The organism is Arsenophonus sp. aPb, assembly GCF_029873475.1.
GTDB lineage: Bacteria > Pseudomonadota > Gammaproteobacteria > Enterobacterales > Enterobacteriaceae > Arsenophonus.
Window position 1 is genome coordinate 2,929,612 of sequence record NZ_CP123499.1, and the last position, 13,618, is coordinate 2,943,229.

Annotated in this window: 11 protein-coding genes; 3 read left to right on the forward strand and 8 right to left on the reverse strand. The window is 36.1% G+C overall.

What is annotated here, in order from left to right:
* Nucleotides 1-60: 60 nt before the first annotated feature.
* Both gntU and gntK read right to left on the reverse strand, forming a co-directional pair.
* On the reverse strand, nucleotides 61-1,422 hold the full coding sequence (gene gntU / locus QE177_RS13140) for a gluconate transporter (protein ID WP_280550326.1): 1,362 nt from the start codon (nucleotides 1,420-1,422) through the stop codon (nucleotides 61-63).
* Entirely contained in the window at nucleotides 1,419-1,961 is a 543-nt protein-coding gene (gntK, locus tag QE177_RS13145; protein WP_280550327.1) for a gluconokinase, read from the reverse strand. The genes gntU and gntK overlap by 4 nt, the downstream gene beginning before the upstream one ends.
* Nucleotides 1,962-2,349: 388 nt before the next feature.
* On the opposite strand from gntK, the gene zur reads away from it, so the two are divergent.
* Nucleotides 2,350-2,814 carry a zinc uptake transcriptional repressor Zur gene (zur, locus tag QE177_RS13150; protein ID WP_280550328.1) on the forward strand — a complete coding sequence of 155 codons (465 nt, stop codon included), beginning with the start codon at nucleotides 2,350-2,352 and terminating at the stop codon, nucleotides 2,812-2,814.
* Between the two features lie 197 nt (nucleotides 2,815-3,011).
* Here zur and lexA read toward each other — a convergent pair whose 3' ends face one another.
* Together lexA and QE177_RS13160 are read right to left on the reverse strand one after the other, a co-directional pair.
* Nucleotides 3,012-3,626, reverse strand: coding sequence for a transcriptional repressor LexA (lexA, locus tag QE177_RS13155; protein WP_280550329.1), 615 nt, complete (start codon nucleotides 3,624-3,626; stop codon nucleotides 3,012-3,014).
* 94 nt (nucleotides 3,627-3,720) lie between these two features.
* Complete coding sequence (locus QE177_RS13160) at nucleotides 3,721-4,101, reverse strand: diacylglycerol kinase (RefSeq protein ID WP_280550330.1); 381 nt, start codon at nucleotides 4,099-4,101, stop codon at nucleotides 3,721-3,723.
* 123 nt (nucleotides 4,102-4,224) lie between these two features.
* Here QE177_RS13160 and plsB point away from each other — a divergent pair, with 123 nt between their 5' ends.
* On the forward strand, nucleotides 4,225-6,675 hold the full coding sequence (gene plsB / locus QE177_RS13165) for a glycerol-3-phosphate 1-O-acyltransferase PlsB (RefSeq protein WP_280550331.1): 2,451 nt from the start codon (nucleotides 4,225-4,227) through the stop codon (nucleotides 6,673-6,675).
* A 96-nt stretch (nucleotides 6,676-6,771) separates the two neighbouring features.
* On the opposite strand, the gene ubiA is transcribed toward plsB, so the two are convergent.
* The 3 genes from ubiA to pgi form a co-directional block, all read right to left on the reverse strand.
* Nucleotides 6,772-7,626 (reverse strand): 4-hydroxybenzoate octaprenyltransferase, encoded by an 855-nt coding sequence (gene ubiA, locus QE177_RS13170; protein WP_280552288.1) that lies wholly within the window; start codon nucleotides 7,624-7,626, stop codon nucleotides 6,772-6,774.
* A 34-nt stretch (nucleotides 7,627-7,660) separates the two neighbouring features.
* Nucleotides 7,661-8,194, reverse strand: a complete 534-nt coding sequence (gene ubiC / locus QE177_RS13175; protein WP_280550332.1) for a chorismate lyase — start codon at nucleotides 8,192-8,194, stop codon at nucleotides 7,661-7,663.
* A gap of 210 nt (nucleotides 8,195-8,404) precedes the next feature.
* Nucleotides 8,405-10,054 carry a glucose-6-phosphate isomerase gene (gene pgi, locus QE177_RS13180; protein ID WP_280550333.1) on the reverse strand — a complete coding sequence of 550 codons (1,650 nt, stop codon included), beginning with the start codon at nucleotides 10,052-10,054 and terminating at the stop codon, nucleotides 8,405-8,407.
* A gap of 269 nt (nucleotides 10,055-10,323) precedes the next feature.
* On the opposite strand from pgi, the gene lysC reads away from it, so the two are divergent.
* The gene (gene lysC / locus QE177_RS13185; protein WP_280550334.1) at nucleotides 10,324-11,703 is read left to right on the forward strand and encodes a lysine-sensitive aspartokinase 3; all 1,380 of its coding nucleotides are present in this window, start codon (nucleotides 10,324-10,326) and stop codon (nucleotides 11,701-11,703) included.
* Between the two features lie 69 nt (nucleotides 11,704-11,772).
* On the opposite strand, the gene QE177_RS13190 is transcribed toward lysC, so the two are convergent.
* Complete coding sequence (locus QE177_RS13190; RefSeq protein ID WP_280550335.1) at nucleotides 11,773-13,203, reverse strand: tetratricopeptide repeat protein; 1,431 nt, start codon at nucleotides 13,201-13,203, stop codon at nucleotides 11,773-11,775.
* Between the last annotated feature and the right edge of the window lie 415 nt (nucleotides 13,204-13,618).

A 13,618-nucleotide genomic window follows, 5' to 3' on the forward strand; every position in this document is an offset into this window, starting at 1 on the left:
CATAAACACACTGATCGCTACCAGAATAGCATCATTTAAAATCCATTTTATTTACTAACTTCAAAGAAAAACAAAAAATAGCATCCCTACAATCGCACCAACTGTCCCTAAAATGGTTTCCATTAAAGTCCAAGTTTTTAATGTTTGTGCCTCAGTAGCACCAGTAAATTTACTAAATAACCAAAATCCAGAGTCATTTACGTGACTTAATACAACTGATCCGCCAGAAATACAAACTGCCAAAGCGGCTAATTGAGCGCCAGAATAGCCAAACTCACTAATAACGGGTAATATAAGTCCAATAGTTGTTAAACAAGCTACTGTCGCTGAACCTTGAATAATACGTACAGCACCCGCTAAGACAAAACATGCCAATGCGATTGGTAAACCTGTATTCATTAACGCATTACCTAATACTGGCCCAACACCTGAATTTACTAAAATTTGCTTAAAAACGCCCCCGGCGCCTGTAATGAGTAAAATAATTCCTGCCGGTTGAATCGCTGCTGAGCAGATCTCCATCACTTTTTCTCTATTCATACCATAGCGAAACCCTAACCCGTAGATAGCCAATAAACAAGCTAACAGCAATGCTATAAATGGGTGGCCAATAAATTCTAACCATTGCTCTGCAATAGAATCTTTAACCAAAAAATAATTACTTAATGTTTTCAATCCTACCAACGCTAAAGGAAATAGTACGATTAATAAGCTGAACATAAAACTCGGCATTTTGCCTTTTCTGTTCTCATTACCTTGATAGTTTTCAGGTAACGCAATAAAAACATGCTGGCTAATAAGATTACCAAATAATGGCCCGGCGATAAGCATTGCAGGAATAGCTGCGCATATGCCAATCAAAATCATCCAACCAAAATCAGCATTCATCTGAGATGCAACTAACATTGGCGTTGGGCCCGGAAGTAAAAATGCAGCAGCAGCAGCTACACCGGCAAAAAGTGGGATAGCTGTTTTAACAACATTGCCCCCTAAACGGTTAGTAATGGTGAAAACAATACCAATTAATAATACGATTGCGACATCAAAAAAAAGTGGCAATGCACAAATCAAACCTGTAATACCAATGGCTAAATTAGTTCGTTTTTCACCAAAACAAGTAATTAATTTGATCGCGATTTGCTCTAATGCGCCCGTTTCATGGAGTATTCGTCCAAACATTGCGCCCAAAGCCACGACAATTGCCAAGAATCCTAATGTTCCTGCCATACCTTCCTGCATTGTTTCTATAATTTTTTTAACTGGCATGCCAGAAAACAGTCCCGCTAAAATAGAAACCACCATCAATGCAATGAAAGCATGTAATCTTGCATACATAACCAGAAACAACAATAAAAAGACAGCGCCTGATGCAGTCAATGTCAACATCAGCATATTTAATGTTTCAGGTATAGGCGTGTTCATCTATTTTCCTTAGTAATAATTTCATCAATTAATTTTACTGTATTATCAATAACCTCAATTAATGGTGGCTTAATATCGATGACATACACATCTTTTTCATCATTACTAGGTACTTCTAAAGTGTCAAACTGAGAGACTAACATATTTGGTTTGAAAAAATGATTTTTACGCTTTTTTAATCGGCCTTCTATTAACTGAAAGTCTCCTTCAAGATAAAGAAATGACAGATGTTGGTTTCCGTTTCTTAAAATATCTCGATATTTTCTTTTCAAAGCGGAACAAACAATTAAAGAAACACTATTTGTTCTTTGCATAGCAAAAATAGCATCACTCAATGCCTTAAGCCAAGGCAGTCGATCAGAATCATTCAAAGCATGGCCATCCGACATCTTTTTAATATTGGCGCGAGGATGCAAAAAATCACCATCTAAAAACGCTGCTCCTGTTTTCTGAGCGATCCCACTCGCAACTGCAGATTTACCACTACCAGATACCCCCATAAGTATAAAAACATGGTGTATTTTTTTGGTATCACTCATTAAAAACTCCGTTAAAAAATCAGGCAATATATAAAATGTTACTGATAATTATCAGTTATAAAAAAATAATATAATAGATTTGTGATAGGAATCTCAGTAAAGAGGAAGATCTGATCGCAAGTAAAACTCGTTATCAATTTTATAGCTCTCAATATAAGCAGAAATAATTTATATTAATTCCACTAGCTAGTTGAAATTAATCATCTTAATTACTACTCACAATACCATTCCATTTTCCAATTAAGTATCCGTTTCTAACAATAGAAAATAAAAAAAACATTATTAGAAAATAGTAAAAGATATTATTTATTTTAGAACTATGGTAGATAACAAAAAGTATAAATATGATAATATCATTATTATAATGATCTTCACATTAGGATAATTCATGACAAAGCAAGATCAGGAAAAAATATTGTCCCAAGCAAAGAAAATATGTCAAGCGCGTAATGTACGTTTAACGCCACAAAGAGAAGAGGTATTGCGCCTTATAGCAGCCCAACCTTGTGCTATTAGTGCTTATGATTTGCTGGACCTACTTAGAATTTCTGAACCTCAAGCTAAACCACCCACCATTTATCGTGGCCTAGAATTTCTCTTAGAACAAGGATTTATTCACAAAATAGAATCAACAAATAGCTATGTTATTTGTCATCATTTTGAGGATCCTAAACATACTTCAGTTATGTTAATTTGTGACAGTTGCGGCAGTGTTGCCGAAAGTAATGGTCAGACAGTAGAAACCGCTATTATAAAATTAGCCAAACAGACTGGTTTCCAGTTATCCCATACCGTTGTTGAAAGCCATGGGCTATGCTCACCTTGCTACAAAATCGAGAAAAAATCGTGTTAAAGCTCTGCATTACTAGGGTTAAATAGAGATACAAAGGCCAGTTGTTCATCCAACCGGCCTTTATTAAATAATCAATAAAATTTAAAATAACTTACTTAATACCAATTAATTACAAATCAAACAAAATTAGAAAATAATAATATTGTACTCAATAAATTAAACTGAATTTACTTAAAAATTAATTATATGTAAAATGATTAAAATAAATCACTATTACGAATAATACCAACAGCAAGCCCTTCAATAGTTAAGTTTTGTGTCCGCAAATCCACAATAATTGGCTCAAATTCAGGATTTTCAGCAATTAATTCGACTTTACTACCCGCTTGCTTAAAGCGTTTAACCGTCACTTCATCATCAATACGTGCAACAACAATTTGCCCATTATGTACCTGCTGTGTTTTATGTACAGCGAGTAAATCACCATCGATAATTCCAATGTTTTTCATGGACATACCATTAACACGTAATAAAAAATCAGCACTAGGTCTAAAAATAGTGGCATCAATCCGATAGTGGCTTTCGATATGCTCTTGGGCAAGTAATGGCTCTCCCGCCGCAACCCGACCTATAAGTGGTAATCCTTCATCCTCATTTTCTTCTTGTAGTAGCCGGATACCGCGAGAAGCACCAGAAACAATTTCAATAACGCCTTTACGCGCCAATGCCTTTAAATGTTCCTCTGCTGCATTTGGTGAACGAAAACCTAAACTTGAAGCAATCTCAGCGCGTGTGGGAGGCATACCCGTTTGCGAAATGTGTTCACGCACCAGATCATAGACCTGCTGCTGCCTCAACGTTAATTCTTTCATTTCGCCCCCTATTATTGGCATTCGCACATTGTCACTGTAAGTATATACAGTTATATGAAGATTTTAAACTGATAAATGTGTAAAACCCTATTTTTTATAACTGGCTCACGAAATAATGATTACCAATCACAACTGCCCAAATAAAAATAGCTAACCAAATTGAAACAAAAACAGCCGCTGAGCCTATATCTTTTGCTTTACCAGAAAGTTCATGTAATTCTGTACCAATCCTATCAACCACTGCTTCAATCGCACTATTTAATAATTCAACAATGACTATTAATACTACTGAACTTATAAGTAATAACCGTTCAATCCATTGCACATCAAGGAAAAAAGCCACAATAATGGCGATAACCACCATAATTGCTTCTTGTCTAAAAGCCGCTTCACTCTTCCAAGCTGATTTTAACCCTTTCAGCGAATAACCTGTTGCTTTAATAATTCGGGCTAGTCCCGTTGTTTGGTTTGCCATAAAATTTACTCTCTAGATACAGTTATATATGGGATTTAGTATAATTATTATCTTTTAAACAGATATTAATTACTATTTCTGATATGCTTGGGTAGGATTCTAATAAGAGGCTATCGCTCACCTATGTCATTTTGGCGTAAAATTTACTATAATCTATTAGATTTACCAATGAAATTATTGGTAAAAAGTAAACTCATACCAGCAGATCCAATTAAAGAATTGCGTCTTGATACGACACGTCCTTTTCTATATGTATTACCTTATCATTCTAAAACGGACTTATTGACGTTACGTCAACAATGCTGTTCTATTGGCTTACCTGATCCACTCGATCCGATTGAAATAGACGAAATTAAATTACCTGCTTATGTCTTTATTGATGATGGCCCACGTGTCTTTCGTTATTATTCGCCAGATCCACGTAAAGATTCAGTAAAAACATTTACGGCTTATCTTGATCTTCATTGCCATAATCCCGAACTAAACATTCAGATGCTACCCGTATCAGTGATGTTCGGTCGAGCGCCTGGTCGAGAAGGCCACTCCCCAGCACCACCATTACGTCTACTTAATGGTATTCAAAAATTCTTTGCCGTTATCTGGTTAGGACGTGACAGTTTTGTTCGTTTTTCACCTACTGTCTCTTTACGCCAAATGGCTAGGGAATATGGTACGGATAAAATTATTGCCAACAAACTTGCTCGGGTCGCCCGCATTCACTATTCACGGCAACGATTAGCAGCAGTTGGCCCCAAACTCCCTGTTCGCCACGATCTATTCAATAAGCTGTTAACTTCAAAAGCGATTGAAAAAGCAGTTGAAGATGAAGTAAAAGCAAAAAAAATCTCACTTGAGAAGGCAAAACATAATGCGATTGCCATGATGGAAGAAATTGCCGCTAATTTTTCCTATGAAGCGATCCGTATTACTGATCGCGTACTGAGTTGGACATGGAATAGACTCTATCAAGGAATTAATGTACAACATGCCGAGCGTGTACGCCAATTAGCGCAAGATGGCCATGAAATTGTCTATATTCCTTCTCATCGTAGTCACATGGATTACCTATTACTTTCTTACGTACTTTATCATCAAGGTTTAGTTCCTCCTCATATTGCCGCAGGTATCAATCTTAATTTCTGGCCTGCTGGTCCAATTTTTCGTCACTTAGGTGCTTTTTTCATTCGCCGCTCTTTCAAAGGTAATAAACTTTACTCCACCATATTTCGCGAGTATCTCAGTGAACTGTTTGCACGTGGTTATTCAATTGAATATTTTGTTGAAGGCGGCCGCTCTCGCACAGGCCGACTACTGGAACCAAAGACTGGCACGCTGTCAATGACCCTACAAGCAATGCTAAGAGGTGATTCCCGTCCAATTACAATTGTCCCTATTTACATCGGTTATGAGCATGTATTGGAAGTTGCTACTTATGCTAAGGAACTAAAAGGTGCAGCAAAAGAGAAAGAAGGGTTTTTCTCAATGTTAAAAGGTCTACGTAAATTGCGTAACCTAGGACAAGGCTATGTTAATTTTGGTCAACCGATTGCACTAACACAATATTTACATAAACATGTTCCCGAATGGCGTCAATCTATCGACGCCATTGAACCCCAACGTCCAACATGGCTAAATTCAACCGTGACTCGGCTAGCTTATAAAATCATGGTTAGAATTAACAACGCCGCTGCCGCTAATGCAGTCAATTTATGTTCAACGGTTTTATTAGCCTCACGCCAGCGTGCATTAACCCGAGAACAACTGATTGAACAAATAGAATGTTACCTTCAACTATTAAGGAATGTGCCTTATAGTGATGATAGCACAACACCTAATAAAACTGCCGAGCAGTTGTTAGAAGACGCATTGGAATTGGATAAGTTTGAAGTTGAGCATGACAGTATGGGCGATATTGTCGTATTACCACGTGAAAATGCAGTATTGATGACTTATTATCGAAATAATATTATGCATTTATTGGTTTTACCTTCTTTGGTAGCCAATATCGTATTACATAATGAAAATGTTCAACGTCAGGAAATTGGTTATCAAGTTGCACTTATCTATCCATTCCTAAAAGCAGAACTCTTCATGCGATATAGCATGGAAGAATTGCCTGAATCGATCGATATTCTGTTGGATGAATTGGCACGTCAGCAACTAATACTATTAACAGCAGAAGGTTTTGTAACTATCAATCCTGCTCGTATTCGCCCTCTCCAGCTTTTAGCTGCTGGTATTAAAGAAACGCTACAGCGCTATGCAATTACACTTTCTCTACTTAGTACAATCCCTGAAATTAGTCGAGGAATACTAGAAAAAGAGAGCCGTATTCTCGCTCAACGTCTATCTGTACTGCATGGTATCAACGCACCCGAATTCTTTGATAAAGCAGTTTTCTCCACTTTGGTAAATACATTAAAACAAGAAGGTTATATTAATAGAGAAGGCGATGCGATTATCAGCGCGAATGTACAACGACTTTATCGAATTATCGCTAAGTTAATATCTCCTGAGGTTTGTTTAACCATTGAAGGAGTCAAACACGTTACTCATGAGCCATTGCCTGAATAAATCATCTTTATATCAATATAGTAACGTAAAACGAATTTAGATTGAAATCGACCAAAATCACTTAGGATAATCACTCGAGATTATCCTTTTTTATAATTAAAAATAATTTAATAAGATGCCAAGAAATAAAACCAACCCCACATAATTGTTATTCATAAATGCTTTAAAACATAATGCTGGTTGACGATTGGCAATGAGTTTTTGTTGATGGATAAATAAGCCTAACACAAATATCAAACTAGTATAATAAGGCACCCCAAAATCTAGCTGTTTCCCTATATAAAATAACACCAGTACCATAGCAAATTGTAAAATACCAATAATCAATTTATCAAAATGAGCAAAAATAATTGCGGTTGATTTTATCCCGATTTTTATATCATCATTGCGATCAACCATGGCATACTGGGTATCATAAATAACAGACCAAATGATATTAACCAGAAATAATAACCAACACTCCAAAGGTAAGGACTCACTAACTGCTGCATATGCCATTGGAATAGACCAACCAAACGCAGCACCTAGAACAATCTGGGGAAAATGGCTAAATCGTTTGATAAATGGATAAATCCAAGCTAATAACAACCCAATCACTGATAAACAAATTGTCATCTTATTTAAGGTCAATACCAATATAAATGCAATAATGATCAATGATAAAAATAGTGTCTTAGCTTCTTTTTCTGTTACATCACCATTTGGCAGAGGACGCTCTCTGGTTCTTGCAACATAACCATCAAATTTTCTATCCGCAAAATCATTAATAACACACCCAGCGGCACGCATTAAAAATACACCCGCAGTAAAAACTAACAAAATAAAAAGATCTGGTAACCCTCGGCTTGCTAACCATAATGCCCAATAAGTAGGCCATAGTAATAGTAAAATACCTATCGGTTTATCAATACGCATTAAGCGAGAATAGGCGCGCCATTTATTCAATTTCAACGTCATTTGCCCTGCCAATCTATTAGTCTCCTTATTATTTTGTATAGATAGGTGAATCTGGCAAAAAAAGCTCTGTTAATAGTAAAGGTTTAGCCGATAACCTTAACAACGAACGCCTTACCCAACAATTATTCTGTATACCTAAATTAATATAATCACGAGTTAAATTATTTCCACTAAATAAATGGTGCCCTAATGGCACATTGCCTAAATTTATTAATTTGCGTTCTGGACCCGTTAATGTCTCTTCTGGTATCACTGTCCGCCCATATAACCATGGGCAACCATCACCAAAAAGCACGACTTCACGTAACCAATAGCGTTGACTATTAGGCAAAAGTTGAGCTTCTTCGTTCTGACTATCTAATAGAATAAAACCTTCTTGATAAGGTTTTACGGTGACTTGCTGACAATAGCGTGCCAGACGTTGAGTCATCGAATCTAATTCGGTTAACCAATTATATATTGGATCCGGTATGTTAATTTCTTGCGCCGCAAACCACTTAATCGGTTGATTGCAAAAAAGTGACTGATTATTTATATGGCTTATTTTTACAGCTACGCCCATAGAATACTTCTCTCATTCTATCTTGAAATTAAAAATAGAAGATATCATGCTAATAATGAATGAAATGATAGGATCTGCTAATTTATATAAAAAGTTATCTCTGATTGCAAAATTTTTATTAATTTTGCAATCTTTATATTAGCAAGAAGTGATCTATCTGGCAGTTTATTTACTATAAACAAAACCTGTTGTTACAGGCTTTGGTAAAAATTATTGACGCCACGTTTTAAAACAATTAATCAACCCATTAGTAGAAGTATCATGACTATCAATTTTAGCCTGAGTTGCCAATTCAGGTAGAATACGGCCAGCTAATTGCTTACCAAGTTCAACGCCCCATTGGTCAAAACTAAAAATATTCAATATAGCACCTTGCACAAAGATCTTGTGTTCATACATCGCAATCAAAGCGCCTAACGTATATGGCGTAATTTGATTAACAAGAATAGAGTTAGTTGGGCGATTACCTTGGAAAACTTTATAAAGTGCAACATAAGCCATTTTAGCCGGATCTTGGCCTGCAGCTTTAAATTCTTCGTCTACTTCCAGCCGATTTTTGCCAAATGCTAACGCTTCTGTTTGGGCAAAAAAATTAGACATTAATTTATTATGGTGATCACTTAATGGATTATGACTAATCGCAGGTGCAATGAAATCACAAGGAATAAGTTTGGTACCTTGATGGATCAACTGATAAAAGGCATGCTGACCATTAGTTCCTGGTTCACCCCAAATAATAGGCCCCGTTTGATAACTCACTTTTTCGCCATTACGATCTACATATTTACCATTTGACTCCATATTGCCTTGTTGAAAATAAGCGGCAAATCGATGTAAATATTGATCATAAGGTAAAATGGCCTCGGTCTCTGTAGCAAAAAAATTATTATACCAAATACCAATTAACGCTAATATTACCGGAATATTATGCTCAAAAGCCGTCTCAGCAAAATGGCAATCCATTGCATGAGCGCCACTTAGTAATTGCTCAAAATTATTAAATCCGATGGAGAGCACAATCGAGAGGCCAATAGCAGACCACAATGAGTAACGACCGCCAACCCAATCCCAGAATTCAAACATATTTTGGGTATCGATGCCGAATTTAGCCACTTGTTGTTCATTGGTTGATAAAGCAACAAAATGTTTTGCGATCTGACTCTCATCCTCCGCAACATCTAAAAACCATTTTCGGGCAGTCAAAGCATTAGTCATTGTCTCCTGGGTGGTAAACGTTTTAGAGGCAATCAAAAATAATGTTGTTTCTGGTTTAATTCTTTGCAATGTTTCAGCAATATGACTGCCATCTATATTGGAAACAAAATGCATATTTAAATGATTTTTGTAAGGTCTAAGTGCTTCTGTCACCATATATGGGCCAAGATCAGAACCACCAATACCGATATTAACAACATCTGTTATTGCCTGACCAGTGTATCCTTTCCAATCACCATTAATGACACGCTCACTGAAACAACGCATTTTATCTAACACAGCATTAACTTGTGGCATAATATCAACACCATCAAGCTTTACTGGGCTATTGCTACGATTACGTAAAGCAATATGCAAAACGGCTCTATCTTCAGTTCTATTGATTTTCTCGCCAGAGAACATGCTGCTAATTGCTGTACTTAATTTTGTTTCTTTTGCTAAATCCAGTAATTTACGCAATGTATCATCAGTTATACGATTTTTAGAAAAATCAACCAAGATCTGGTTATTAAAAGTGAGTGAAAACTTAGCAAAACGGTCAGCATCATTAACAAAAAGATCACGCAGATGGATATCTTTTACTGTCTGATAATGTTGTTCTAATTCGCGCCATGCTGCTGTTAGACTTGGATTAATGTTTTCCATTGAAATACTCTCTATCTTTCTTCAAATCAGATTTACAACTACCAATGATTGGATAGTAACTCATTCGCCTTATCAATTTAACTTCTTTTAATGCCATCCGCTGGTTAATTTAATTGCATCCGCTCTTCATTGATCGAATATTGATAAAATTGATAATCTTCTTGGCATTATAAAAATTATTGATTTTGCTAAAAATAAATTGACCTTCAGGCAATAACCCGATAATGGTAGATTAATTGCTCGCCATTCAAATACATGGAGATAGCATTATGCGCGCAGTTTCCACCACCTCCGCAAATAAAAAATTTATTGTTGCCAAGTTTGGCGGTACCAGTGTCGCTAATTTTGATACCATGTGTAAAAGTGCGGATATCGTTATCACAAATAAAAATGTGCGGATTGTTGTACTTTCAGCTTCAGCAGACATTACCAATCTATTGCTCAAACTTACTGAAGCGTGTAATGACAATAGACGTAAAGCACTATTAAAACAAATTCGTCAGCGCCAATACTCGATAATTAATTGTCTAGGTAACCCCTCTAACATTCAACCAACCATTGATCATTTATTAGCAAGACTCACCAGTTTATCTGAGGTTACAACACAATATCCACTTAGTGCCCGACAGATTGATGAAATTGTTAGCTATGGTGAACTGATGTCAAGCTACCTATTTGTTGAAATTCTACGCCAGGATGGCATAAGCGCAACCTGGTTTGATGTTCGTAATATTATGAAAACCAACGATAAATTTGGTAAAGCCGAACCTAACCAGCAATTATTAAAACAACTAGCAGATAAATATCTACAACCTAAGCTACAAGAAAGCTTAATTGTGACTCAAGGCTTTATTGGCCAAGATGCGGCAGGCCGGACAACAACATTAGGCCGCGGTGGTAGTGATTACACTGCTGCACTAATTGCAGAAGCGCTATCCTTTGCCCAGGTTGATATCTGGACGGATGTAGCCGGTATCTATACGACCGATCCGCGTATTGTTGCTAGTGCCAAATCGATTAGGGCTATCACTTTTAACGAAGCTGCTGAAATGGCTATATTCGGCGCTAAAATCTTACATCCATCAACATTATTACCCGCTATTCGAGCAGGAATACCCGTCTTTGTTGGCTCAAGCCAAATGCCAGAAAAAGGGGGCACCTATATCTGTACCAGTACCGAGAAACTACCTCAATTTCGAGCGTTAACGATACGGCGCAAACAGACGCTCCTTACTTTGCATAGCCTGAAAATGCTCCACGCTCGCGGGTTTCTTGCTGAGGTATTCACGCTATTATCGCAACATCATATTTCTGTTGATCTCATTACTACATCCGAAGTTAGTATCGCTTTAACCCTGGATACTACCGGCTCTACCTCCTCCAATGGCAACCTATTAACTGAGACTTTAATGACAGAATTAACCAAATTATGCCATGTAGATGTTGAGAAAGGATTAGCACTAGTTGCCATTATTGGTAACAACTTATCGCAAATAAATGGTTTGGGAAGTCAAATTTTTAGCGCGCTAGCAACTTATAATATTCGTATGATCTGTTATGGCGCGAGTAGTCATAATATTTGTCTTCTGGTATCCGATAAAGAAGCAGAGACGATTATTCAAAAACTGCATAAAAATCTTTTTGAATAACCGAGATATTATCACCGCTTAAAATAACGGATGAAACAGTGAAATTGACTTTTGCCAATGAAAAGTTACTTAGTCATATTTTTCTGATAATTTCAAATCTGTTGACTTCACAACTAAATTCGTTTGTAGTTGTTTAAGATTTTCTTTCGCAGTAATATTATTAAGCTTTGCCGCAGTTGCAAACCACATAATAGCGCGAAAAATATTTTTCCTTATTCCCTGACCAGTAGCGTATAATACCGCTAAATTATTTTGTGCATCGCTCTCTTGTTTATAAGCAGCAGATAAAAACAGTTCACTGGCTTTTTGTGGATTTTTTTCAGTACCTATGCCATATAAATAAAAAAGTCCCAGCTGATTTTTTGCCTGTGGTATTTTTTGTGCCGCTTTTTGCATTAAGCTAAATGCATTTTTAGGTTGCTTATTAATACCTTGGCCAACTAAATAAAGTTTCGCCAGTCGGTATTGTGCTTCAGCTTCACCACTATTTGCCATGATCTGATACAATTCCGCCGCTTTAATAAGATCTTTCTTTATACCAATACCTTTTTCATAATAATAAGCGACTTTCATACTTGCATCAGCATAACCAGCATCCGCTAATACCTCATACCACTGCCTAGCTAAAATAGCATTCTGCTCTACTCCATAGCCATGTTGATAAAAATCGGCAAGATGATACTGGGCATCGATATGTCCTTGCTCTGCCGCTCGCTTATACCAATAAAAAGCCTGATAATTATTTTTTTCTAAATACTCTCCATCATCATAAATAAATCCCATATTATATTGAGCAATAGCATCACCGTTATATGCTGCACGCCGATATAATTCAATGGCATAAGCCGGATTTTTTTCGACCCCATAGCCTTTCTCATAAATCTGGGCTAAATTATTCAATGCGCCTAAATCACCTAAATCTGCACTTTTCTCATACCACTCTCTGGCTTTCTTATAATCTTTACTAACACCAAATCCATTCTGGTATAAATATCCCAGAACAAATTGAGCATAAGCATCCTGCTGCAAAGCGGCTTTTTCATACCAATTTTTAGCTTGTTTATAATCTATATCTACCCCTAAACCGACAGTATACATATAACCTAAACCAGATTGAGCATAAGGATCACCTTTGTTTGCACCTCGCTGCAACCATGTTATGGCAGCTTTATAATCTTTTTTTCTTTGATTAATCACTCCCATATAATAAAAGGCATCACTATTGCCTTTTTTAATTGCTTTTTCGAACCAAAAATTAGCTTTCCCAATGTCTTCCTGTATATCTTTGGAGCCATAAAGATAAGTTATTGCAACATTCATTATCGCATTCATGTCACCTTGAGAGGCTTTTTTTAATTGTTGGGCAAACGAGTCGCTTTTCTCTTGTTCAACGGATTGCGTATTAATTGCTATATTCATGTCAATTTGTGGCAAAACATCACTCTTTGCCAACGAAAAATTTAATAATATCAAGCAAGTTATAAATAATTCTTTTTTCATTAAGTTCACTATCCAAATATTGATTTGAACCAAAAAGCACGAGGATAAAAACTATATTACAAAACAGAAAATGTTAATAATATTTTTACATTTTTAAAACAAAATCACACTTGACACAATTGGATTAAATAAATTTTATTCCTATTCACATCCCTTATTTACTAATACTCATTACTATGCCCAAATTTACTAAACTATCTACTGGATTTTGGGTGATAAAACTGACTAACTCAATAAAAAAGGAAATTTTTCTTTCCTTCCATTAATTTCGTTTAATTTTCTAAATAATTCAAACATTATGCAATCAAATCAGAAATTGATAAGCCACCAACAATTAATAATAATGAGAAAATAGCAAAATATAATCAAAATATTTTGTTTTTATTATATGCTAATGTTTTATTTTTTTTAGTTA